This is a genomic window from Jutongia hominis (assembly GCF_014384965.1).
Taxonomy (GTDB): domain Bacteria; phylum Bacillota; class Clostridia; order Lachnospirales; family Lachnospiraceae; genus Butyribacter; species Butyribacter hominis.
Genome location: NZ_JACRSW010000040.1, coordinates 103,685 through 129,550 on the forward strand (window position 1 = coordinate 103,685; position 25,866 = coordinate 129,550).

A 25,866-nucleotide genomic window follows, 5' to 3' on the forward strand; every position below is an offset into this window, starting at 1 on the left:
TATGAGGAGTAAGGAACGTGAAAAAGGAAAAGAAAAGTCCGGTAAAACGAATATGGCGTATGGTGCAGCGCAATGATGTTGTTCTTAGGATTTATACATCCTTTGCATTTATTTTGGTATTGACCGGAATTTTAACCGGCATGATCTTCAATCAACTGTATCGGACAAACTATATCCGTTCTTATACAAAACTGCTTACAAGGCAGGGGAAGATTATTGCAAAGAAAGTTTCTGACTTTAATGAGAAGAAAAAAGAAACACAATTCCAAAGATATAACAAATATATTGATGAGATCGAGCGGGCAGAAAATACCGATGTCTGGATCATGGCAAACAGCAATGCAAAGAATCCGTTATCGGAAGAGTTTATTAATGCACAGGCAGATGAACAGGAGTTTTCAAAAGATATTGAGTCTGTCCTAAAAAAAGGATACCAGGGCAAAATTGCATCTAATTCCAGTTATGACGATGTCTATGGAATGACAACATTAAGTGTTGCCATTCCGGTGCTCCGTCAGGATGGACAGGAAGTAGGTGGTGTGATCCTGATGGTATCTATGATCGATCGTCAGACGATGGGATTGCGGGAAGGAAGATATTTAATTACATTAAGCGTTCTGGTATCTGTATTTATTTCTTATTTTGTAGCTGCCTTTTTTTCACGGTATCTGTCAAGACCATTGGCTAAGATCAGTAAGAACATCAGCAAACTGGCAAACGGAGATTATAGCGGTATTGAAGTAAAGAAACCATATTCTCAGATCGGTATTTTAGAAAGCTCACTCGATTACCTGTCCGGGGAACTCAGAGAAGCAGAAAAAGAGCGTGAGGAATTAGAGCAGGTGCGCAGGGATTTCTTTGCTAATGTATCGCATGAACTGCGTACGCCGATCACGGTGCTTCGTGGATATACAGAGACACTTATTGATGGAGTGATAGAAGAAGAAGAGCAGGTGCATGAGCTGTATAAGAGGATTCTTTCGGAATGTCAGGGAATGGAAAGACTTGTAGAAGATCTGTTCATTTTATCGAAAATGCAAAATCCTGATTTTGAAATAGATAAAGAGCCGGTCAGTCTGATACAGGTTTTCCGGGATGTGATCAGAAGCGGTAAAATGGTAGGTAAAGAGAAAAACATGACATTTACGATTGAAGCACCGGCAGAAGATCCATGTCTTGTTCTTGGAGATTATGGAAGGCTTCGCCAGCTTTTTATGATCATTGTGGACAATGCGGTGAAATTTTCGCATGACAATGGGAAAATTGATATTCGGATCAGAAGACAGCAGGAGAAATTCGAGGTTGCTATACGGGACTACGGAGTCGGTATCAAAAAAGAAAAACAGGCATTTATTTTTGAAAAATTCTATACTTCTAAGATGCGACAGAATGAGAAAGGAACCGGTCTTGGTCTGATGATTGCAAAGCAGATTGTTTTACGCCATCAGGGCGAGATTCGTGTGGAGAGTGAAGAGAAGAAAGGAACCTGTTTTTACATCACATTTGATGAATGTACAGATGTCGATCAATACTAAAATGTAATGGGAAAAAATGGATGTACATTTCAAAAAAAATTCATAGATAGCAGTTGTATTTTTGCTATGCAATGAGTATACTATTACTAAGGAAGAAGCCTGGGGTGTTCGATACTCTTGTTATTTTGAACCTACACTTTATGATTGGGATTCCTACATTCTTGCATGGAAGTCAAGCCACCATTGCAGTGGAAGACGGAAGTGCATATGCGGTTGCCCACCTAGCGATTGCTAGGACTCAAAATGCAGGAAACGGCATCGTGGGTTTCTTTGCTATTTAATAGCGCAATAAAAAGGACAATGTACCGTACTACATTGTCCTTTTTTGCTGTTAATTATAAAGTTTTTCGTTTTACATTGTTTTTATATGTTGTCAATTATGAAGTCTTTTGGCTCTGATCGTCTTTAAAAATCGGAATCGTGATCGTTACTTCATAATAGCCGTTTTCGGCAATCTGCAGATAAGTTCCTAAGTATTTTGTGACTGTCTGTGTTATATTTTCCGTGCCGTAGCCATGATAGAGATTTTGAGTATCCTTCTTTTTCGTGTCTTTTTGTTGTTCGATCATGCTGTTTTTGATATAGATAATAAATTCTTTTGACGTTGTCAGCAAATGTATGGAAATTTTCTTTTCCTGTTTGGAAGAAATCTTCTGGCAGGCATGGATACTATTATCAAAAAGGTTGCCAAGGATGATACATAAGTCATAGTCGCTGGTTGGAATCAGATTGGGAAGAATATTCAGATCGGTTTCTAACCGGATGTGTTCTTCTTTTGCCAGGGAAAGGTAGTTGTTTAATAGTGAGTCAACGACAAGATGACCGGTATTGATCGTGTTATAACTGTTTTCTAAGTCATTGATCGCTTCGGTTAAATAGTTTTGAATCGGCAGATACTGTTCTTTCTGAATACAATCCTGCATAAAGAAATAGTGCTTTTTGACATCATGTACAATTCGACGGGTGTCACGGTAAGCAGCTGCAATCTGCTGGTATTTGGAAGCCTGAAACTCAATCTGCTGCTGCAGTTTTTGTTTTTGGTATTCTGTTTGCAATAATTGCATATTTTTCTCGATCAGGTAAAAATTTCCGACATTCAGTATCAAAAGGCAAGCACATGTTGTTGAATATAAAATAGACTGGTACAATTCGGATGCGATCGGATATGCGATCGTGATTAAAATAACGATAGAAAGAATCGGTGTCAGCAGGAGTAACAGACTGTATTGCAAATTATAGTATAATTCTTTGCGCCGCCATACTAACATTGTTCCGGCTGCAAGAAGCAGAAGGATAAACTTGGAGATCAAAAGCAGGATCAGATCGCCGATCTCCGGCATGCTTTGAAGCTGATTCGATAAGAAATAAGTAAAGAGTCCTCCGGAAACAAGTTCGGCGATACAGCTGTATGCCTGAAAGCATAAAGTGACAATAATACTGTAGCGAAGAGAACTTTCATAAAGAAATGTTAATCCCAAGGTTGTCAAAATACTGCTTCCTAACTGTATTGTGATCCGTAACGGACCGGACAGATCCGAAGCAAAAAGCGTGACAAGATATAGCAGGATTTCTGTTCCGATAAAAGCGGCATATACCCCTATACGTGAGATTGTTTCTTTTTTTTGATGGAACATTCCACGAAAATATGTATATAAAATCTGAATGTCTAAAACAGCACATAAAAACATGATGGCGTTCATCAGCATAGTCATCTTCCTCCCTAAATCATTTGTAATGTAAAAAATCAGTTCGTAAAAATATCCTGTTTATAACAGTTTGCATCGTATTATTTATCAACTGCTTTTTGTATTATGTATGGACTGGATAAAAAAAGCAATGGAAACATTCAGTACAGACAGCAGACCGCAAAAAAATAAAATATTACAAAACTTATAGTGTCCTTTAAAATAGAAAAAGAATTGTAACAGGATCATCAATATACAACAAATGATACATATTTTTTTATTCCTTTTGCGATAGTGGTCGGTCATTTTCTTTGAGGAACTGTCAATTGGTGCCATCAGGCAGATCGTAAAGCATTCCAGAAAGAAAAACGCCGGGTGGGACAGAATAGAAAATCCGATATTATTATTACAAAAAAGCATCGTAATAAAATAACTCAGATAAGAAAGAACAACACACAGACCGGATGCGGGAGCATGCAGACCTCCGGCAAAAGTTCGAAATGGGATCATGACCAGTAAGAAGATCAGAGTTTCTTTCAGATTATGTAATAAGGCACCGAATAAAATAATAGATGCGATATAAACAATGTTTTCAAAAAGAAATTCATAACAATACGAATAGATATCATGTTCTTCTTTTTTTATGATATTAGCTTCTATCATTGTGTTTGTCAGAGCTTCGCTCATTTTTTGAGGCAATTTCATGTTTTCTCTCCTTTTTCATTTTTCGATATTGATATCCTTAATACGACAAAAATATCTTTATTACTATTATACATGAATTTTTGGTGAAAAACCAAAAAGGGGGACGAAATGACAAAAATGGGGGATGAACGGTAAAATTTTTTAAAAAATTACCGTTCATCCCCCATTTTTGTCATTTCGTCCCTGCTTTTGGTTTTTTTGATTTAAAGTGTGATATACTTATACCGTGAATTCGGAATACACAGAAACATACTTTTTGTGTTATGAATTTATGAGCGACAAGATCATAAAGCATCAGTACTTGAAGCATGCATTGCTTTGATTTTGGAGCCCGTTATGTAATTTGGAGTGTGCAAAGGATTGCACGCAGAACCGGCAGGCGCACACAATACCGGTTTTGTACATAGTAAGTGTGTAGAAATGGAGGATTCTTATGAAGAATTTAGTGAAAAACTTTATTGTAAAGCACAGTAAACTTCTGTGCTCATTGATGGTAGTCTCTGCATATGCATCATTGACTTCCTGCCGTTTTCTCTATTTTCAGCCGGAAGTACCGGAAGGCCTTGACAAGATTGTAAAGTAATAAGAGAAAAGGCATTTACAAAAGAATCCAAAAGCACATAAGAATCTAAAATACATATGAATCCAAAAGCACGAAGGCGTTCCTATAGCAGTAGAAGAATGACAGCATGAGAGCATTTCAAGGCAGCAATGGAACGAAAAACACACAAGTATTCCAAATCAATAAAAGAATAGCAACACACAGGTATTCCAAAACGATAATGGAACGAAAAGTACAAAAGCAGATAAATTTACATAAGAGAGTACAGTAAAATGATCGTGCAGAATGTCATGAAGCTTTTGTGGCATTCTGCATTTTTTGTGGAACAATATTCATATCGAAATGGTATAACGATAAGGGTTGCTGTGTGTTCCTTTGGAATAGCACTATGTTTGTATGTCTCTTTGTTATTTATATGATGGTTTATCAGAAAAATGCAAATGATAAGAGCATTTTTAGATAGTTTGCATTTTTGTATTTGAAGTATCACCAACAAAGGGAACTAGCGATTGTGAAATGGGAATATATACTGCATCAAAAAAATTTTTGGGAGTATGGTCAGGAGCGGATTTTATTAAAAATGTTTCATCTGTTGATAATAGTAAGACGAAATATACAACAAAAAGTAATATAGATGGAATTTATTTTAGAGATTGGGCAGGACAAAGATGGAAAGGGAGCTTTAAAGTGAGTTGGTAGAGGTGACAAAATGATAATTGATATGTCTAGAGAATTATTTTGTATCTTATTTTTTGTGATTTCAGTAATAGGATATATTTTTTATAAAAAAAGAAATGCTACAATACAGTATTGGATCATACCGGTGTTTGTAATTTATCTTTTATATTTATTAAAGGTGACTCTGTTTCCGATATTTATATTTGATCAGGAAACATTAGAAAAGGTTAAAGAAGGAGTAGAAAATTATCTGGTTTTTTATCAATTAAAGCCGTTTGCTTCTATTGTAAATTATTTCAGAGAGGGAGCAATGATACAGTTGATCGGTAATGTAATCTTATTGTCACCGCTGGTTGTATTTGGTGAGATTGTTACAAGAGGAAAATGGAGAATCACAAGAATGATCCTGCTGGTTTCTTCCGTTTCTCTTTTGATCGAGTTGCTTCAGCTGGTCATTAACTATAGCACCGGGTATCCTTACCGAGTAGCAGATGTCGATGATCTGATCTTAAATGTGACAGGAGTTATCATTACAATGCTTGTCCTGCGGGCAGCAAAAAAAGCAGTAAGCCGTAAAGAGGAGTCGTGTTTAAAGATAAGAGCATTGTTATATAAGGAATAATCCTCTCCCCTTTTTCTTGCATTCCATAAGGGATTACTGTATAATTATGCAGAAGGTGGAAAAGAAAAGCTCAGATTGCATCTGTAGTTACAGATTTGCCTTTTTCCCATGTCTTTAGAATATTGAAGTTTTATTTTAACAATGGGAATTATTTTACATTACATACAAGAATTGGAGGAAGAAAAATGGCGCAAAAAGGTGATTTATTATCATTTCGCCCAGATATTAAAGTTCTGGATGCAACGATTCGTGATGGAGGTCTTGTAAATGACTTTTATTTTACTGACGACTTCATTAAAAATTTATATAAGGCAAATGTAAAAGCAGGTGTAGACTATATGGAGTTCGGCTATCGTGCAGATAAAGAAATGTTCGATGTCGATCAGTTTGGAAAATGGAAATTTGCTACGGACGAGCATATCCGTGAGATTGTCGGTGACAATGATACAGACTTAAAGCTTTCGATCATGGCAGATGTCGGAAGATGTGATTATAAAAATGATATTCATGAAAGAAGTGACAGTCCGGTAGATCTGATCCGTGTAGCAACTTATGTGAATACGATGCCGGCTGCGATCGCAATGATAGAAGATGCGAACCGCAAAGGTTATGAGACAACCTGTAATATTATGGCAATTTCAAATGCGAAAGAGTCCGATATTGAAAAAGCGTTAGAGATGCTTGGAAAGAGCTGTGTCGATGGCATTTACATTGTAGACAGCTTTGGCTCTCTGTTCCCGGAACAGATTCGTAGAATTTCTGATCAGTATATGGAAATTGCCGATAAATATGGAAAATATATCGGAATGCATGCACATAATAACCAGCAGCTTGCATTTGCCAATACGATCGAAGCCTGTGCACAGGGTGTATCTTATCTGGATGCAACCATGAGCGGTATGGGACGTGGCGCCGGAAACTGTCAGATGGAACTGTTGCTTGGTTTCTTAAAGAATCCGAAGTACAAATTATTCCCGGTATTAAAATTCATCGAGGAAAATATTGAGCCGTTAAAACAGGCTGGCGTAGAATGGGGCTTTGATATTCCATATATGCTGACAGGACAGCTCAACCAGCATCCGCGTGCAGCAATCGCAGCAATGAAAGAAGGACGTAAGGATTATACCGGTTTCTTTAAGGAATTAGTAGAAAAAGATTGATGAAATTCCTGAAAGAAGTACAGGTATCCAATCATATTGTAATGCGATGGATAGGAAATCCGGAATATAAAATAGAATCATATCATATATACGACAAGCGTAGAATAACGCTTGTCGTAGCATTTTGGAGGCATTATGGAGATTAAATTGAAAAAAGATGCACCGATCGGTGTTTTTGACTCCGGGGTAGGCGGCATTAGTGTTCTGCGTGAACTCGTACATATCATGCCAAATGAAAATTATCTGTATTTTGGAGATTCTCTTCATGCTCCATATGGAACAAAAACATTAGAAGAAGTACGTAAGTTGACAATCGCAAATATTGAAAAACTGTTAAATGATGGTGCAAAAGGGATTGTAGTAGCTTGTAATACGGCAACCAGTGCAGCGGTAGCGATTCTTCGTAAAATGTATCCGTCCGTTCCGTTAGTCGGCATTGAACCTGCGATCAAACCGGCTGTGTTACAAAAGCCCGGTTCGCGTATTGTTGTAATGGCTACACCTATGACATTAAAGCAGGAGAAGTTTCAAAAGCTGATGAAGCAATACGAAAAGGATGCACAGATCATTTCTCTGCCCTGTCCGGGCCTGATGGAATTTGTAGAACGCGGTGATCTGGACGGAGATGATCTGAAGAAATATCTGACAGAACTTTTCTGGTCGGTGCAGGAAGAAAAGATTGATTCGATTGTGCTTGGCTGTACGCATTATCCTTTTGCCAAAAAGGCGATTGAGCAGGTCGTAGGAAAAGAGGTTGCTATTTTTGACGGTGGCAATGGTACGGCACGCGAGATGCAGCGCAGATTAATGGAAGCCGGTTTGTGCACAGATGCGACACAAAAAGGTACAGTGCAATTTTTAAACAGCAGAGATACAAAAGAAGAAAAAGCCCTTTGTGAGTTTTTATTAAACCGATAAACAATGTACAGAAAAGGTTCTTTGCGAGTTTTTATTAAACCGATAAAAATGTATAGAAAAGGTCCTTTGCGAGTTTTTATTAAACCGAAAAACAATGTATAAAAAAGCCTTATGTAGTTTTTTATTAAACCGCTAAAGAAGGTATAGAAAAGGAGCTTTGTATTTTATTGGTAAAACGGTAAAGAATATAGAATCGGTAGGAAAAGAAAAACAGTAAAAAGCTGCGTTAATTTCTAACGCAGCTTTTTCAGATATCGTTTTTGTTCTTCTGTGATCCGGTAGCTTTCAATGGCTTTTTGGATTGTTTTTTTGTGTACCCGGTCAGAAAGCAGATGGTTTTCAAGATAGGGAATCGTGCTGTCCCATTGCTTGGCAAGAGCGGTTGCGAGATACCAAGCGATCATCATATTGACGTAGTATTCTTCTGACTGAATGGCAGTTACCCGGCTAAGATATTCCGGTTTGAAATCCTCATCCAGATAAAGTCTCATAAGCAGACCGATCCCATAGCGGATCGTATAGGGAGCAGTTGCATGGATCCACTCCTGAATTTCCGAAAGCAGTTCGTCTTTGTGTTTTGCAAAACATTTTGGGATTGGCAGATCACAGGTTGCCCAGTTATTGATATAAGGGACAAATCGCTTAGTCTCATCAAGACAGAGGTTGAAATCTTTGATCATTGCAATCAACATCATATGCAGATTATTTTCTTCATAATACACATGGGGAAGTTCTTGCAGGAATGCGTCTTTCTTTGCACTCTTTTCGAAGTCTTTTGCGAATTTCCGAAGGATCGGTATACGAATACCAATAATCGTTTCTTTGTCGATTCCCGGAAGTAATTTTGCGTGAAAATCGCGATATTTTAAATCCTGTAATTCAAATAATTGTTTCTGTAAAGTTGTCATAGTGTGTCTCCTGATTTTATAAAAACGTTATTAGATTTTCTCCTGAAAAGTAACAAAAAATGTAAACCCCCATACTTATGCATAACAGCGGAGCATGGGCGATCCTTTTTCACCGATTAGCTGCAAAAATATAGCAAATTGTAATATATCAGATGTGAGTCAGGAGTAGTATGTTTTCAGTCAGGTGATATGTTTTTTGCGATATTCATTCGGTGAAAGAGATACATATTTTCGAAAAACACGCGAAAAATGCCCGGGTGAGGAAAAACCGAGATAAACACTGATCGCAGTTAAGGATTTGTTCGTGTAATGGAGGAGATATTTGGCCTCCTTTATTTTTTTGTTCAGTATAAAATCTGTGAGAGTCATATTGCTCTCAGCTTTAAAACGCTTTGAAAGATATGATCTGCTCATAAAAAATTCTTTTGACATAGCTTCTACAGTGATTGACTCTGACATATGATGAATAATATAGTTTGATACATCGGAAACAAGTTGCGAATCCAGAGCTCCTTCATGCATTTCGTACACGCATTTTGCAAAGTCTATGATCATTAGATGGCGAAGATTGATAATTTCATAATAGTCATTTGTTGATTCACATTTCTGGATGTAATTGTCACTTAGTGGAAAGGCATCGTCAGGACTCATTCCTCCATGGATAGCGGCTCGGGATGCAAGTGTAGCTGTCACAATAAATGTATCTTTTAATTGTCGAAGATGGTTATCAGACATTGTACCATTCTTTAATGCAGGCATATTGTTAAGCAGTTGTGATAAAGAGGTATACTCTCCCCTTCGGATCATGTTCATCACATGTTGTTCCCAATCATAAGTGTTGCGAAGGTTTGGATCCAGTCCGGAAGGTTCTTTGGAAAAAAGCCTGTCAGCAGTAAGAGTGTTTATTGATCTTATAAACTGCTTCTGTAAGGAGTCGTTGATAAAAACATCATGAAGGGAACATTTTTCGTTGTTCAGTATGTAATTTAAAAAGCATAAAATCTGCATAAGACTTTCTAATGGTATATGAATGATCTCTTGCATAGCATTTATAAAATCATCAACATCTGTTTGTGCAACATTTAATTGAAAAGCCAGTTCCCGAAGTACCGGAATAGAATTAGGAACCTGACTTGTTGGGCCGATTACGATCTTATAGTCTTTGGAATTGAGAATACCAAAGTAGTTGAACCGTGTGGTTAAAAAATAATTGATCTGTTCAGATATTTTTAAAATATCTGACTCATAGATGGAGATGGGATCTTTAATCAGGTTAACTGTGGAGTGATAAAATATAAGACTATTATTTTTATAAATATGTATAGGAACACCAAAAAGGTTGCCTATCATAGTGCCTATATAATTGTAATCAATGGATCGCATGTGATAACCTCCTCATACTTATAGACACAATTATACCGATATGGACACATATATGCAAGAAGTGTGAAAAAAATAATGGTAAAATCTCGGGGAATAAAAAATTAAGAAAGGAACCTATGAATGATGTACAAAAACGAAGGAAAAAAGAAAATTGAAAATTTGAAGTTATAGGAAAGAATATCTTATGGATACAAAAAAGTAATTATTTTGATGATTATTTCAGGGCTGCTTTCCATATTGGTGATAGCTACGTTGTTTGGCAGCCTTATAAATTATGTTGATAAGATTAATGCTACAGATATAGCGGTGAAAATGTGCAGAGTAGATGTAAATGCTGCAGCAAGAAATGTAAGAGAGATGGCATTGAACGATGACACATCCAGTTATGATACTTATCAAAATACCATAACAAGATTGCTTGCAGATGTTGATTCTCAATTAAAAATAATAAAAGAAACAGGTGTTGTTTCAAAAAAAGATTATAAAGAATATGCAACAGCCTTATCTGATTGGAAGGATATAAGTTCTTCTATTTTAGAAGAAATCAGAGCGGGAAAGCAACAACAGGGTGTTGAAGATATTTTGACAAAGTGTACACCGGCATTAAATAAATTGGTAAATATAGCACTAAAGCTTGATGATATTACAGACGTAGAAAGTAATAAGGCGGTAAAAAATACTATAGTATGTGCGATATCTGGGTTTGTTTTCATTATCTTCTTTTTAAGCTTGGCATGGATAAATTCAAGAAAAACCAGTAAAAGAGTGCTTGCCAGTATTCTGGAGCCACTGCATGCCATTGAGGATGTTGCAAAGGAATTAACAGAAGGAAACTTACATAGCACATTGGATTATCGTTCGGAAGACGAGATTGGACGATTGGCACATAGTATGCGTAAATCCATTCGTATTTTAGGTTCTTACGTGGATGATATAGACCGCGCAATGAAGTTGTTTTCAGAAGGGGATTTCGATGTAAAGCCTAACGTAGAGTGGAAGGGCGATTTTGTTGGAATTTTAAATTCATTTATGACTTTTGAAAAAAGCATGGCAGGTATTGTAAAAGGAATACAGGTGGTTTCAGATCAGGTGTCTGGTGGTGCAGAGCAGGTATCATCAGGGGCAACTGAGCTGGCGGATGGAGCCACGAATCAGGCCGCAGCAGTAGAGGAATTAACTGCAACAGTTGAGGAAGTTTCAGGTCAGATGAAACAAAATTCAAAAGCAACAAATGAAATAAGTACAAAAGTAGTTGACCTTGGAAATGATATCTTGGATAACAATAGTAAAATGCATGAGATGGTGGCATCTATGCTTGAAATTAAAGATGCATCAATGCAGATAGACAAAATTATTGAAACGATTAACGATATTGCATCTCAGACAAATCTGCTTGCATTAAATGCATCTATTGAAGCTGCAAGAGCCGGAGAAGCAGGAAAAGGATTTGCGGTTGTAGCTAATCAGGTGAATCAGTTAGCCGACCAGAGCGCAGCGGCAGCAAAGGAATCGGATGTTTTGATCAAGACATCTGTTACTGCAGTCGGAAAAGGAGTCTTGCTTGCTGAAGAGACAGCACGTCAGTTGGAAATAATTGCGGATAACTCAAAGACGATCACTGAAGAAGTATCTGGTATTGCAGAGACACTGGAAAATCAGGCACTAGAAATACAGCAGATCAATGATGGAATAGAACAGATCAATGATGTTGTGCAGACCAATTCAGCGACATCTGAGGAGTGCGCTGCGGCGAGTCTTGAAATGAATAGTGAAGCAGAGCATTTGCATAATATGATACGTGAGCTCAAGGTAGCTAAATTTGATGAATAGGAAAGAAAACCATGTGAAAAGAGTATATTTCTTGATATTTTTTCTGATCCTAAGCAAGCTTGTTGATGTTATAAAAGATCAAACAGAAGATGTTGTAGCGAGATGGGGTGTGATAAAATAAAGCCGATAGATCATAGTTGAGAAGATACAATTATAGGAGAAATGTAATATGTCAAAAGATGAATATTTGATCATGGATCCTCCCCTTAAAGCATTGACTGTTTTTGCAATGCCTATGATCCTTGGTAGCTTTTTCCAACAAGTATATAACATGGCTGATTCCATTATTGTCGGTCAGTTTGTCGGATCTTCTGCGCTTGCGGCTGTCGGGGCTTGTGCTGCGCTGACGAATGTTTTTATTTGCGTGGCACTCGGTGCCGGTGTTGGTGCCGGTGTGCTTGTGAGCCGCTATTTTGGGGCTGGAAATTATAGAAAAATGAAAACAATTGTATCAACATCATTGATCAGCTTTTTGATTCTAAGCATACTTCTGGGTGTGCTCGGTTTCGATTTTTCCCATTCAATGATGTGTTTATTACAAACTCCTGCAGATATACTGAAGGAAGCAGTACTGTATCTGCATGTTTATTTTGTTGGATTTCCGTTTCTGTTTATGTACAACATTTTATCAACAATGTTTACCTCGATAGGTGAGTCAAAGATCCCGTTGGGACTTTTGATATTTTCTTCTGTCTTAAATATTTTCATGGATCTTTGGATGGTAGCTGTCCTTGGTCTTGGTGTGTTTGGTGCAGCCCTTGCAACTCTCATTGCACAGGGGATTTCCGCAGTGCTCTCGCTTTTGATCTTCTTGCGCCGGATGCGGCGATATAAAAGTCAATTTGACTGGTTTGACAAGCAGGAGTTACATTCTATGCTTCGGATTGCTGTACCTTCGGTTCTTCAGCAGTCCACAGTGTCAATTGGTATGATGATCGTACAGGCGGTTGTAAATCCCTTTGGTACACAGGCACTTGCAGGTTATGCGGCAACGATGAGAGTAGAAAATGTTTTTTCGCTGATATTTGTATCCATTGGTAATGCGGTCTCACCATATGTTGCCCAGAATCTTGGAGCAAAGAAAAACCAGCGTATCAAAAAAGGATATTATGCTGCCCTGGTGTTAGATCTATGTTTTGCATTGCTTGCTTTTATAGTCATTGAAACACTGCATACTCAGATTTCTTCACTATTTCTGGGAAAAGATGGAACTGCTTTCGCTTATCAGGTGTCCGGGGATTATATGAAATGGCTTGGTTATTTTTTCATTTTTATGGGTATCAAGATGGCAACCGATGGAGTCCTTCGCGGTCTTGGTATTATGCGTCCGTTTCTCATTGCAAATATGGTGAACCTTGCGATCCGCTTGTCAGTAGCTTTGATTTTTGCCCCGTGTTTTGGCATTGCATTTGTCTGGCTGGCTGTACCTGCAGGCTGGTTCGCCAATTTTCTGATCTCATACTTGGCACTCAGGAAATCATGGCCGGTGATAAAGTAACAAAGGAAGACGAGTAGTCAAGGATATTATCCGGTTGCTGCATATCAGGATGTAAGTGCATTCAAATTATACTACAGCGATATGGGTAAATATGATACGATTTATGCAATTAGGATTTCGACAAGAAATTTTGGAATGATAAATGGAATAAAATCAGTGCCATTATATAGCGTGTTTTGTATTTAGCAAGACAGTCTATGATTTTTGCTGATCATTACTTAATATCACACGGACAAGGTTTTTGGCGTAAGCACTAAATAAAATAGTATTGTTGATAAAAAATGCAATCTACGAGAACTCTCGCAAGATTGCATTTTTATCGTATATTTACGTAGAAAACAGATCCGCAGAAAAGAGCAGTCAATGATGAGCATACGGTTGTAAGAAGAAGTGGAGAAATACTTTCAGATATGGGATTTGAAAAAAAATCTCAAAAAATTAGCACTCACCTCTTGACAGTGCTAACAAATGGTGCTATAACATAATCAGATCGAGGGAAAGAGATAAAAGAATCCGGAAAGGATCCACCGGATCCGATAAAAATTCCCTTGATGATCACAACACTTCGGTTTCTCCGAAGGTGCATGTAACAGAATAATGACAAGATAATTGACAAAGACCAAAACTTTTAGCACCCTGACCGGATAGCAAAGCAAAGAATTTGTCAGTTACCCTGACATCGCAGTTTAACAGTAGTATGAAAGGGGAATGACTTATGATGATGCCTAGTATTTTTGGAGAAAATTTATTTGATGACTTTATGAATGATGATCTGTTTGATATGAACTGGATGATGTCTAAGAAAAGTCCATTCTATGATATTGACAAAACATTGTATGGAAAACACGCAGCAAGGATTATGAAAACAGATGTAAAAGACAGCGGAGACAGCTACGAAGTAGATATTGACCTTCCGGGCTTTAAGAAAGATGACATTCAGGCGGAGCTTGAAAATGGTTATCTGACGATCAAAGCAGAAAAGAAGCTGGATAAAGAGGAAGGCAAAAAGGATGATAAAAAAGAAAAGAATTACATTCGCAAGGAACGTTATTCCGGCAGCATGAGCAGAAGCTTTTATGTTGGTGATGAAGTAACGCAGGATGAGATTCAGGCAAAATACGAAGATGGTATTCTTCGCCTGAACATTCCAAAGAAAGAAAAAGCCGCTGTAGAACAAAAGAAATATGTTGCTATTGAGGGATAATTTTGAACGTTGATCTCAATACTTACAGTAACGAAGGATTGTAACAGTGTCGAAAAGAAAGACAGATCAACCGATCCGGTGCATCAGAATAAAAGGAATGTAAGTTACATTTTAGCATTTGATGTGGCAAAGAGACAGATGTTATGATCGGATAGAAAAGCAAAGTAGGCACAGAGTTTACTTTGCTTTTCTTAATTGACAGGGGAAGGCGAAAGGAGGAACGAAAATGAACATTAGCAGATTTACACAAAAGTCACAGGAAGTAATACAGCTTTGTGAGAAGACAGCAATGGATTACGGACATCAGGAGATCGCACAGGAGCATTTACTGTATTCTATGATGAATGTAGATGAAAGCTTGATCCGTAAGCTGATCGAGAAAATGGGAATCGAACCGGATGTGTTTACTACACAGGTAGAAAGCCTTTTGCAAAAAAGACCAAAGGTAACCGGTGGAGAGCTTCATATTGACCAGAAATTAAATGAGACATTGATCTATGCAGAGGATGAGGCAAAAAGAATGGGAGACGAATATGTTTCCGTAGAGCATTTGTTTTTGAGCCTCCTTGCCCATCCAAGCAAAGAGATCAAGGCATTGATGAAAGATTGCAATATTGACAGAAACCGTTTCTTACAGGTGCTATCAGAAGTACGTGGCAACCAGAGAGTTACGAGTGACAATCCGGAAGCAACGTATGATACTTTGGAAAAATACGGTTCAGATCTCGTAGAGCGTGCCAAAGACGGAAAGCTTGATCCTGTTATCGGCCGTGATGAAGAGATCCGAAATGTGATCCGTATTCTTTCCCGTAAGACAAAGAATAATCCGGTATTGATCGGTGAACCCGGTGTCGGTAAGACCGCAGCCGTAGAAGGACTTGCACATCGTATTGTAAAGGGTGATGTACCCGAAGGATTGAAGAATAAAAAGATTTTTGCACTTGATATGGGTGCATTGGTAGCCGGTGCAAAATATCGTGGAGAATTTGAGGAACGACTTAAAGCGGTACTGGAAGAAGTAAAGAAAAGCGATGGTCAGATCATTCTGTTCATTGATGAACTTCATACGATCGTCGGTGCCGGTAAGACCGATGGGGCGATGGATGCCGGAAATATGTTAAAGCCAATGCTTGCACGTGGCGAATTACATTGTATCGGTGCCACGACACTGGACGAATATCGTATGTATATTGAAAAAGATCCTGCTTTGGAGCGTCGTTTCCAGCCGGTTATGGTGGATGAACCGACCGTAGAAGATACAATTTCTATTCTGCGTGGTTTGAAAGACCGCTATGAGGTATTCCATGGCGTAAAGATCACGGATGCTTCTCTGGTTGCGGCAGCAACCTTGTCAAACCGCTATATTACGGATCGTTTCCTGCCGGACAAAGCGATCGACTTAGTCGATGAAGCCTGCGCAATGATCAAGACCGAGTTAGACAGTATGCCGGCAGAGCTTGATGAAATGCGTCGAAAGATCATGCAGCTTGAGATTGAGGAGGCAGCACTCAAAAAAGAGACCGATCATTTGTCTAAGGAACGTCTGGAAAATTTGCAAAAAGAGCTTGCGGAGCTTAGAGACAACTTTAACAGCCAGAAGGCAAAATGGGATAGCGAGAAAGCTTCTGTCGATGAAGTCAACAAGATCAAAGAGCAGATTGATGAATTGCATACACAGATGGATGCCGCCAAGAGAGAATATAATTTAGATAAACTTGCAGAATTGCAATATGGTAAGTTACCGGATCTGGAGCGTCATCTTGCAGCAGCAGAAGAAAAAGCAAAAGGTGAGAACCGTACTTTGGTACAGGAAAGTGTAACAGAAGATGAGATTGCGAAGATCATTTCACGCTGGACCGGAATTCCGGTTGCAAAACTTTCCGAAGGAGAAAGAGAAAAGACATTGCATCTGGAAGAAGAACTTCACAAACGTGTGATCGGTCAGGAAGAAGGCGTAGAACTGGTATCAGAAGCGATCCTTCGTTCCAAAGCCGGAATCAAAGATCCGACTAAGCCGATCGGTTCTTTCCTGTTCCTTGGTCCAACCGGTGTTGGTAAGACGGAGCTTGCAAAGACACTTGCCGCGAGTCTGTTTGATGATGAGAACAACATGGTCCGTATCGATATGAGCGAATATATGGAGAAAGTCAGTGTGGCACGACTGATCGGTGCACCTCCGGGATATGTCGGTTACGAAGAGGGTGGTCAGCTGACAGAAGCCGTTCGTCGTAAACCATATTCGGTGGTATTGTTTGATGAGATTGAGAAAGCACATCCGGATGTCTTTAACGTGCTTTTGCAGGTTCTGGATGATGGACGCATCACTGATTCGCAGGGACGTACGGTAGACTTTAAGAACACGATTATTATTCTGACATCAAACATCGGATCGTCTTATCTGTTAAACGGAATAGATGAACAGGGAAATATCAGCGACGAAGCAAGAGAAAATACGATGGCAGACCTTCGTGCAAGCTTCCGTCCGGAATTCCTGAACCGTTTGGATGAGATCATTTTGTTTAAGCCATTAACAAAAGATAATATCTCCGGTATTATTTCCCTTCTGATCGATGAGCTGAATGCCCGCTTGAAAGAAAAAGAACTTCGTGTCGAATTGACACCAAAGGCAATGCAATTTATTGCGGATGCAGCGTATGAGCCGGCGTTCGGTGCCCGTCCGTTAAAGCGTTATTTGCAAAAGAATGTAGAAACTCTTTTGGCAAAGAAGATTTTGAGTGATGAAGTGCATATGGGCGAAACGATTACGATTGATGAAGTTGATGGCAAGTTACAGGCATAAAAGAAAAGAGGAAGGCAGTGCGCAGGCACTGCCTTTTTTGTCCTTTACATCACGAAATGACTGTGCTAAACTGTAAAATTGTCAGTGAACTGTGAACGGGCAGTTTGAAAAGGGAACACAGTGAGAATCTGTGGCAGCCCCCGCTACTGTAAAAAGGAGTTTTATCTGATTTTTACTTTATATAATATAGGTAGAAAAGCCACTGTGAACGGATTCATGGGAAGGCAGATAAAATGTTGAGTTTGAGCCAGGAGACCTGCTGACGATCGAAACACAAAAAGTATAGTTGGACTTCGGTGGGAAGTTCAGAAAGGAAGGAAACATGAAGACAAAGAAGTTATGGAGTGCGATACTGGCATTTGCATTAGTTGTCAGCAGCACAGCGAGCGGAGCATGGAATGGTTCTGCAGCGAAAGCAGCCGAAACCAAAGCAAAGGTTTTAGCGTATGTAGCAGTAGAAAATGATGCAGCCACAGGATCTGCGATCAAGATTGACAAGACACCTGTTTTGTTGGATGAAGGATCGACAGCACTGGATGCATTACAGCAGGTATTGGATACAAATGGTTATAAAGACAAGTATAAAGTCAAAACGGAATCTTATGGTGACACGATTGATGAGATCGATGGTATGGGAACTGTAGCAATTGATCCTGCAACTTATACTTATGTATATTGGAGCTTTGGCGTCAATGGTGAGGCTGCAAGCGTAGTAGCCGGAAACTATAAATTAAAGAACAATGACCGGATCAGTTATGTATATACATCTGATTATACAAATGTAGAATGTGACAGCTTCAAGGATGATAATAGCAAGGATCCTAATGAAGCACAGGCAGAAACGCTTGTTAATACAGCAAAGTTAAAAGAACAGGCACTTGCCGGTACTATTTACAAGACACAGTTTGAAAACGGAAAAGTGGTACCCGGCTTAGATGATATCAACAGCTTATATACTGTATTTTCTCTTGCAAGAGCAAATTACGGTAAAGATGATGCCGATGTACAGGCATTTTATGATGCAGTTTATACAAAGATCGAGAAGCAGTTTGCAGCGATCAAAGCCGGTAAGAAAGTTTACGATACACAGGGAAAAGAAATTTCTTTCGACCAGATTATTGCAGGTGGTTATGCCTCTACTTTCTATGCCAAAGCAGCACTTTGTGTAGAGGCACTTGGCAAAAATCCAAAAGACGTAGGTGGTGTTGACCTGATTGAAAAATTAGCTGACCGTTCAATTTATGAAGGTTCCAACAGTTATATTACAGTAAGAGCACCAATGGTACTTTTTGCATTAGATGCGATGGATGCAGAAATTCCGGAAGGTGATGCATATATCACAAGAGAAGAGATCGTAAAAGAGCTCTTAGATCAGGTAGATGCACAGATCACGCAGTCAATTCTGTGGAAATCATGGGATAGTGCAGCAATGACCATTCAGGCACTTGCACCATATGTTGGAACAGGAATCGGAGAAGTATCCGGTGATGATGTAGATACAGCCGTAGATAAAGTTCTTGGCTTACTTGCAACCATGCAGGGAAGTGATGGCAAGTTTGGAACAGATTCATGGAATCCAAATGGTAATGTATGGACATTGGCGCAGATCATGATCACAATGGGCTGCTTTGATATTGCACCGATCACACAGGATGAAGATACGGTATATGATTTTATTAAGAATGGTAATACCGTCTTTGATGCAGCCGCTTCTTTCGTTGATGAAAAGACAGGTACAGTTGATGCAGCTTTAATGGGATACCAGCCGGAACAGCTTTTACGTGGTTTAACAGCATGCATCCGTGCAGAAAACAGTGAAAGCGGACTTTTTGATCTCGTAGATGATGTAGCATATACAGCAAAAGAAAGCAAAAAGACAGAATTAACTGCCGATATGATCAGCCAGATCGCTGACCAGACATATACCGGAGAAGCTTGTACACCGGAGGTTGTCGTAACAGCAAATGGCAAGACTATAGTAAAAGATACGGATTACCGTGTGACATATTTTGAAAACATTGCAGCCGGAGATAAGACAGCATATGCAGTTGTACAGGGTATCGGCGACTATTATATGAACCAGAGAGTAAACTTCTCTATCATTAAGAAAGAAGAGCCAACGAACCCTCCTGTAGTAACAACAGTACCAACCAATACGCCGGTAACACCGACAAAAGCACCGGTACCGACGAAGAAGCCTTCTAAACAGACAAAGAAGACTACATTAAGAAAGCCTGTGATCAAGAAAGTAAAAGCAGGTAAGAAGACATTAACCGTACAGTTTGCTAAGGTGAAAAATGCGAAGAAATATGTTGTAGAAGTTTCTACAAACAAGAAATTCAAGAAAAATGTTTTGAAAAAGACTGTGAAAAAAGGAACGAAAGCAGTATTTAAGAAATTAAGATCAAAGAAAACATATTATGTACGTGTGCGTGCTTTGAATGGCAAGAACAAGAGTGCATACAGCAAAGTAAAAAGCAAAAAAGTAAAATAATACAGAAAACTTATTCCTTAGAATCATCTAAAGACAGCTCTTTTGTAAAAGAAAAATTTCTTAATAGAAAGAATTCTTTTCAACAGGGCTGTTTTTGTACTTTCACGGAAAGATATCAAAATTGTATTTTGCCTTGGATATAGTATTCCGGAGCTTTTTATTGTATGTCGTGCGTGCGCTTTTATGAAAGATTTTAAAAGAACCTTCTGTCTTAGCTATAGTATGTTGGAACTTTTCATTGTGTGTCATTATAGGATTTTTATCGTATCCGATAATCGCATTTTGTCATTTTTCATAGTTGACAAATATGTTGTATTGAAGTAAAATGAAAAACGTTTTCAAATCATGAAATAAAAAAGAAGATAATGCCATAATATAAATCATGAAATAAAAAAGAAAATGTGGATAGGGAAAGGAACGTTATTATGAAAGCGAAGAAAATGGTATGTTTTATTGTGCTATGCAGCCTTTTATGCACTACATTTACAGGCTGTAGCAGCGTTGTTGATACAAAAAAGAAGGATGGACGATTAAAAGTAGTTGCGACCGTATTTGCAGAATATGATTTTTTACGTCATATTGCCGGAGATAAGATTAACCTGAGCATGCTTATGTTGCCGGGAGCCGATCTTCATGCATTTGATCCGACACCAAAAGATGTTGCAAGTGTACAGTCAGCAGATCTGTTTGTAACGATCGGCGGGGAATCCGATGCATGGTCTGAAAAGATCATGGAATCCGTAGATAATAAGAATTTACAGACAATCAAATTAATGGATTGCGTCAGCAATGTTGTGGAAGAAGAAGTTGTAGAAGGTATGCAAACAGAGGAAGAAGGACAGGAAGACAAGGAAAAAGAATTTGACGAACATGTATGGACTTCTCCGAAAAATGCGATCCAGATCGTGGAACATCTTCGGGATAAGTTATGTAAGATGGATGCAAAGAATGCAAAGACATACCAAAAGAATGCCGCCTCTTACATTGAGAAGCTGCAGGATCTTGATGCACAATTTACCGATGTGGTTCAGAATGCAAAAAGAAAAGAAATCATCGTGGCAGACCGTTTTCCGTTTCGATATTTTGCCGATGCTTATGGACTGACCTACTATGCAGCATATCCGGGCTGCTCAACACAGACCGGTGCGAGTGCCGAAACGATTTCCTTTCTGATCGATAAAGTCAAAGAAGATCATATTCCGGTTGTTTTTCATATGGAATTATCCAGTGATAAAATGGCAGATACGATCTGTAAAGAAACCGGTGCAAAAAAAGCACAGCTTAACGCTGTGCATAATGTCAGTAAGACGGATTTTGATAAAGGACGTGGTTATTTAGAATTGATGCAGGATAATGTATCTGTTCTGAAAGAAGCACTTAACTAAGTGCCGGATGTGTTTTACAGCATTTCATTTAGTGATTCGGTTCCCGGAAGAACGAAACGTCCATTCTGTATCAGACATATTACTTCTCCGTCAGCACAATGAATGCAAATATCGCCCAATTCGTCATATGGGATCGTGATATCCGTGTGACAATTAAAATAAGCTTTTGTCACATCGGTATGACGCAAAACGGAATAATCATTTTCTTTTGCGATCATCTGCTTTCCATCCGGGTTGTATGTGACAAGATCTTCTTCATGAGAAAAACAGGTATCTCCGATTGCAAAGTGAGGACCTGTTTTTTCTGCGATCAGGATAGGAAGCAGATGGGAAATGTTATATTTTTTGCCCATCGCATAAGCGGTTGTATTTGTCCCAATCGCAAATTCGCCCATAGGAAGCATATCATGGTGGAACAGAATATTGTCATGAATATATTTTTTATTCTTTTCTTTGGAATTAAAGTTACTACAGCTGTAGTCTTTAACAACACCATCTTCAAAAACGAGTGACAGATCATGATATTCCAGATCATTTAAAAAGACTTTTGTAACATGAAGTGTTCCGTTTGTACCGGATAATTTTGGTGAAGTAAAGACCTCACCTAATGGAATATTGACATCTGCAAGACAATTCTCAAAGCGTGTTTCTTTCGCAGGATCGCTAAGCGGTGTCAGTGCAATGGTCAGATCGGTCTTATTCTTTTTGCGTCCTGTAACCGTAACGTAGTCGGCACGATCCAAAGCATCAATGATCTTACTCTGGATAGTGAGATATTTTTCCTGATCCAATGTATTCACCGAAATTGTATCAGCAAAAATGTCCTGATACTGTTTTCCAATCTCCGGTAAAGGATAAGCAATGATAGAAAAGCTTGTCTGGTCTCCGGGGATAAAACGGTTGACTAATGCCCCATTAGCTGCTTGGTATTCGACTTTTCGTTTTTGCTGTTTCGCACTATATTGGAGAGCTTCTTTTTTCTCAACCGGGTTAAACGGTGTCTCTCCGAAAGTCTCGATCAGGGCAGGACCGGCAAAGTCCATACAAAGATCTTCGATGGACTTTAATGCGAGTTCCTGCTCCTGTAATCTGCGGTCTGCATAAGCTTTGTCATAAAAAAGTGCATCATCCATACGATGGTCATATTCATATTGTTTGTTTGGAGAAGCACCATAATAACCGACTTTGCCACGCAGGTTTCTGCGGCTGATACTGACAGCGGCACGATAAATACAAGGCTGTAAGCCCAATTCCTGAAATTGTGCAATGACTTCACGTATCAGACGTTCAAAGCCAAGATGGTAACGGATATTGACTGTCTTTTTGACAGAAAGATCAATGTCATATAGTGCAAAGCCTCTGCGATAGCCGTCGGTGAATGTAAAAGCCATATCATGGATCTGTTTGTCTGACAGCGTATTCAGATATTTTGCTGTTTCCAGCTCGTTTTCAGAAATATATTCGCCAAAATAATATAGGTATCGTAAATCTTCTAAATCACAATGACAAATGATATCGGTTGCAAAATTTCTTGACGGATCAAAGGAATCATGTAAGCTGTCGGCAACGGTGATATCCGCATAATCAAAGAAGTAATAGTATAATGCAGAACGGATCTCTTTTGCACCGGTATCTTCCTGTTCTAACAGATTATAGATCTCGATAAATAATTCAAAGGAAGTAGTCAGAAAGAAAAGGCGGTCTTCAAAAGCATATACAATATTACCGCGGAGTTCTGTATAAACAGCACTAAGCACCTGCCCATAATCCTGTCCTAACCTTTCACAGGCATAGGCAGGATTTGCAAAGCTCTTTTCGTAATTGGTATCCAGGACATCCTCGTAAAGATCACGGTTTAAACTCTGCCATTCCTGTAAAGAAAGGTCGGAAAGCTCACCATTCATTTTCTTTTGATAGAAAGAACAGATCTTTAAAAGAAAAGAAGATACACAATAGCTGTATTGCATAAAAGCTTCTCCGCGTGTTGCAATAGCCGGAGCTGTTTTTTCGGTTATAGCCGGATCGTTAAAAGACTCTTTAGAAGAGCTGTTACATTCTTCCCGAATCTGTCTGATCCTGTCTGTTGCTAATTGAAAACGTTCCTGATATTGTTCTTTTTCTTCTAAAAAATTCATAAGTTATCCTCATTTCTATTACAAAATATTTGCTAATTGTGGATGTAAAATGGTATTTTCACAAACATTGTGAAAGAAGCATTGTGACCGCCATGCATTTTCGCTAAATTGTGTGTATGATTCTTGCGATTTCGATTTCATGTCAAAACGAATCGCAAGAATTGCTTATACTTTTTATGGGAGTATTGCAAAGTTGTTTTATTGCTGAATAATCTGCATGATCTGTCGTATTCGCTGTTCATAAGTATGGTCTTTTTGTATTGCCTCCCATCCGGTAAGAGCAATCTTTTGGCGTAATGTATCGTGACGAAGATAAAAATCAACTTTTGCGGTCAGATCTTCTTTGCTTTCAAAGATAGCAAAATGTTTTCCGGGTGTAAAGTGTTCACACAATTCCGACTGATAGTTTGTCAGAAGAAAAGACTGACTGCCTAAGATATCCCAGACACGAAGCGGAATACCGCTTTTGATGTTTGGAATCGTCATATTCAGATTGATTCCGCTTTGGTAAAAGATCTGAGGCATTTGCGACAGGTAATCTACAGACGGATGGATTGTTACACCAACTAAGGGATTGGTTGTACTATCGGTAAAAAGATGCACTTTGCTGCCGGATAGCGAAAGTGCATTCAGATTGCGTATCCGTTCCATGGATGCTGTCTTAAAGCCGAGAACGGTTGTTGCAAAGAGCATTCGGATATCGGCAAAAGAATCGTCACTTTGCCTGTAATCTGTAATTTCTTCTAACCGGTCACAGATCTCATCGGTTAAAAGCAGATCAAAAAGATTGCCATCCGATACCGCAAGCTGTGCATTCATTGCACATTCCAGATAACCTGCAAGATAATCCGGGAGTTTTGCAGCAATACGGTCATAAGAGTTCTTTTCATACAATCTGCCAATGAAGCTGACCGGATACAGCACTTCTTTTGTTTTGTCGATCTGTGTGTTTAACCTTTTTGCTGCTGCCGCAAGCGGAAGATGAAATACATTTTTAACGCCGAGAGCGTGCATTTCTTCTACATTGGTACGATCAAATGTAAAAATGAAATTCGTCGGATAAAAAACAGCTTGATGATACATCGCTAGCAAAGGACTGTCACAATTCCAGCAGACATAGGGCGTTGCACTTTCATGACAGGCGGTTGCCAGCACCGGGAAAAAATTAATTGAGAAAACAATGTCAAAAGAAGCTTTTTTCAAAGAGTCAGCAAGCCAGTCTGTATAGGTATCATCTTTTTCGATATGCGGTATCGGTTTGTCAAGCATGACAACTTCATGCCCCAAAGCAGATAAGGTTTCTTTGATATCATATAAATTATATGCATTCCATTGATAAAATAAAATTCTCACAATTTTCTCCTGTGTCTTATTCAGATGCCTTTATCGGTTCATTGTCTGCCATATATTCTTTTAACGCATCTTTCCAGTCTTTCATCCGGTAATCACCAAGTGCATGAAGATGTGCATTTTCCAATACCGAATAGGCAGGTCTTTTGGCAATCGCTGCCGGATACTCTTCGGTTGAAACCGGTTTGACCTGAATGGAAACAGAAGCCTGCTTAAAGATCTCTCTTGCAAAATCATACCAGCTTGTAATTCCTTCACAAGTGGCATGGTAAATGCCGTAGTCTTTTTTGTCAATGATATATAAGATCATGCGGGCAAGCTCTAACGCAGAAGTCGGTGATCCGAACTGGTCATTGACAACAGTCAGCATGTCATGATCTTTTGCCAGACGAAGCATTGTGCGGACAAAGTTTTTGCCATCGCCATAAAGCCATGCTGTACGTACGATGTAATATTTCTTCATACTTTCCATAACGTTCTTTTCACCGGCAAGCTTGGAACTTCCATAGACGCTTTGCGGGCATGGTGTATCGGTTTCGAGATATGGTCTGGAAGATGTGCCGTCAAAGACATAATCTGTTGATACATGAACGAGTTCCGCATCAATTTCTTTTGCTGCCATAGCCAGATATTTTGGACCGTTGGCATTGATCGCATAAGCATTTTCTTTGTCTGATTCACAAAGATCAACCGCAGTATGTGCTGCTGCATTGATGATCAGGTCAGGGTTGCACGTTTGTACGAATGCATGAACTGCTTTTTCATCACGGATATCTAAGTCTTTTGATGTTGTATATGTGACATCAGCATCGCTGTTTTGCAACAATTGGTGCAAAGCACGGCCGAGCTGTCCGTTACTGCCGGTTACTAAAATCTTTTTCATAGGCGGCCTCCTTTTTGTTATAAGAAAATGCCAAAGCTACTGTGTGAGTAGAATGGCATTTTACGGTGTGATTATTTTTTAGTCGTAAGAACAAATTTTGTTTTTATATCATGTTCTTTTCTTATGTTGCG

Annotated in this window: 19 protein-coding genes, 1 other RNA gene and 1 riboswitch; of the genes, 13 read left to right on the forward strand and 7 right to left on the reverse strand. The window is 38.9% G+C overall.

Features of this window, described 5'->3' with window-relative positions:
• Positions 1-17 precede the first annotated feature (17 nt).
• Positions 18-1,535, forward strand: coding sequence for a sensor histidine kinase (locus tag H8700_RS12360; RefSeq protein ID WP_022141513.1), 1,518 nt, complete (start codon positions 18-20; stop codon positions 1,533-1,535).
• A 93-nt stretch (positions 1,536-1,628) separates the two neighbouring features.
• A non-coding RNA gene (ssrS, locus tag H8700_RS11650) (6S RNA) lies at positions 1,629-1,806 on the forward strand.
• 106 nt (positions 1,807-1,912) lie between these two features.
• Here the strand turns inward: ssrS and H8700_RS11655 are convergent.
• Together H8700_RS11655 and H8700_RS11660 are read right to left on the reverse strand one after the other, a co-directional pair.
• The gene (locus H8700_RS11655; protein WP_249305741.1) at positions 1,913-3,241 is read right to left on the reverse strand and encodes an ATP-binding protein; all 1,329 of its coding nucleotides are present in this window, start codon (positions 3,239-3,241) and stop codon (positions 1,913-1,915) included.
• Positions 3,242-3,328: 87 nt separating this feature from the next.
• A complete protein-coding gene (locus H8700_RS11660) occupies positions 3,329-3,925 on the reverse strand; it encodes an accessory gene regulator B family protein (RefSeq protein WP_249305742.1) in 597 nt (198 codons plus the stop codon).
• A 433-nt stretch (positions 3,926-4,358) separates the two neighbouring features.
• On the opposite strand from H8700_RS11660, the gene H8700_RS11665 reads away from it, so the two are divergent.
• The 4 genes from H8700_RS11665 to murI all read left to right on the forward strand — a co-directional run bounded on the left by H8700_RS11665 (position 4,359) and on the right by murI (position 7,865).
• Entirely contained in the window at positions 4,359-4,508 is a 150-nt protein-coding gene (locus H8700_RS11665) for a cyclic lactone autoinducer peptide (protein WP_022141516.1), read from the forward strand.
• 688 nt (positions 4,509-5,196) lie between these two features.
• A complete protein-coding gene (locus tag H8700_RS11670; RefSeq protein ID WP_249305743.1) occupies positions 5,197-5,787 on the forward strand; it encodes a VanZ family protein in 591 nt (196 codons plus the stop codon).
• A gap of 185 nt (positions 5,788-5,972) precedes the next feature.
• Positions 5,973-6,947 (forward strand): aldolase catalytic domain-containing protein, encoded by a 975-nt coding sequence (locus H8700_RS11675; protein WP_249305745.1) that lies wholly within the window; start codon positions 5,973-5,975, stop codon positions 6,945-6,947.
• Between the two features lie 135 nt (positions 6,948-7,082).
• Positions 7,083-7,865, forward strand: a complete 783-nt coding sequence (gene murI, locus H8700_RS11680; protein ID WP_249305747.1) for a glutamate racemase — start codon at positions 7,083-7,085, stop codon at positions 7,863-7,865.
• A gap of 233 nt (positions 7,866-8,098) precedes the next feature.
• Here the strand turns inward: murI and H8700_RS11685 are convergent, their stop codons facing one another.
• Both H8700_RS11685 and H8700_RS11690 read right to left on the reverse strand, forming a co-directional pair.
• Positions 8,099-8,773: a DNA alkylation repair protein gene (locus H8700_RS11685; protein ID WP_249305749.1), complete on the reverse strand. Its 675-nt coding sequence runs from the start codon at positions 8,771-8,773 to the stop codon at positions 8,099-8,101.
• 180 nt (positions 8,774-8,953) lie between these two features.
• On the reverse strand, positions 8,954-10,156 hold the full coding sequence (locus H8700_RS11690) for a helix-turn-helix domain-containing protein (protein ID WP_249305751.1): 1,203 nt from the start codon (positions 10,154-10,156) through the stop codon (positions 8,954-8,956).
• Positions 10,157-10,333: 177 nt separating this feature from the next.
• Here H8700_RS11690 and H8700_RS11695 point away from each other — a divergent pair, with 177 nt between their 5' ends.
• The 7 genes from H8700_RS11695 (at position 10,334) to H8700_RS11725 (ending at position 21,367) form a co-directional block, all read left to right on the forward strand.
• The gene (locus H8700_RS11695) at positions 10,334-11,986 is read left to right on the forward strand and encodes a methyl-accepting chemotaxis protein (protein WP_249305865.1); all 1,653 of its coding nucleotides are present in this window, start codon (positions 10,334-10,336) and stop codon (positions 11,984-11,986) included.
• 169 nt (positions 11,987-12,155) lie between these two features.
• A complete protein-coding gene (locus tag H8700_RS11700; RefSeq protein ID WP_249305753.1) occupies positions 12,156-13,484 on the forward strand; it encodes an MATE family efflux transporter in 1,329 nt (442 codons plus the stop codon).
• A 715-nt stretch (positions 13,485-14,199) separates the two neighbouring features.
• Positions 14,200-14,688, forward strand: coding sequence for an Hsp20/alpha crystallin family protein (locus tag H8700_RS11705; protein WP_249305756.1), 489 nt, complete (start codon positions 14,200-14,202; stop codon positions 14,686-14,688).
• 9 nt (positions 14,689-14,697) lie between these two features.
• Positions 14,698-14,835, forward strand: coding sequence for a hypothetical protein (locus H8700_RS11710; RefSeq protein WP_249305758.1), 138 nt, complete (start codon positions 14,698-14,700; stop codon positions 14,833-14,835).
• 79 nt (positions 14,836-14,914) lie between these two features.
• Entirely contained in the window at positions 14,915-17,488 is a 2,574-nt protein-coding gene (clpB, locus tag H8700_RS11715) for an ATP-dependent chaperone ClpB (RefSeq protein ID WP_022141526.1), read from the forward strand.
• 65 nt (positions 17,489-17,553) lie between these two features.
• Positions 17,554-17,766: riboswitch (cobalamin riboswitch) on the forward strand.
• Between the two features lie 44 nt (positions 17,767-17,810).
• Complete coding sequence (locus H8700_RS11720; protein ID WP_249305761.1) at positions 17,811-19,982, forward strand: DUF4430 domain-containing protein; 2,172 nt, start codon at positions 17,811-17,813, stop codon at positions 19,980-19,982.
• Between the two features lie 425 nt (positions 19,983-20,407).
• Positions 20,408-21,367: a metal ABC transporter substrate-binding protein gene (locus H8700_RS11725; RefSeq protein WP_249305764.1), complete on the forward strand. Its 960-nt coding sequence runs from the start codon at positions 20,408-20,410 to the stop codon at positions 21,365-21,367.
• Positions 21,368-21,381: 14 nt separating this feature from the next.
• On the opposite strand, the gene H8700_RS11730 is transcribed toward H8700_RS11725, so the two are convergent.
• The 3 genes from H8700_RS11730 to rfbD all read right to left on the reverse strand — a co-directional run bounded on the left by H8700_RS11730 (position 21,382) and on the right by rfbD (position 25,735).
• On the reverse strand, positions 21,382-23,502 hold the full coding sequence (locus tag H8700_RS11730; RefSeq protein ID WP_249305767.1) for an aminopeptidase: 2,121 nt from the start codon (positions 23,500-23,502) through the stop codon (positions 21,382-21,384).
• A gap of 198 nt (positions 23,503-23,700) precedes the next feature.
• Complete coding sequence (locus tag H8700_RS11735; RefSeq protein ID WP_249305769.1) at positions 23,701-24,855, reverse strand: CgeB family protein; 1,155 nt, start codon at positions 24,853-24,855, stop codon at positions 23,701-23,703.
• 16 nt (positions 24,856-24,871) lie between these two features.
• Positions 24,872-25,735, reverse strand: a complete 864-nt coding sequence (gene rfbD / locus H8700_RS11740; protein ID WP_249305771.1) for a dTDP-4-dehydrorhamnose reductase — start codon at positions 25,733-25,735, stop codon at positions 24,872-24,874.
• Between the last annotated feature and the right edge of the window lie 131 nt (positions 25,736-25,866).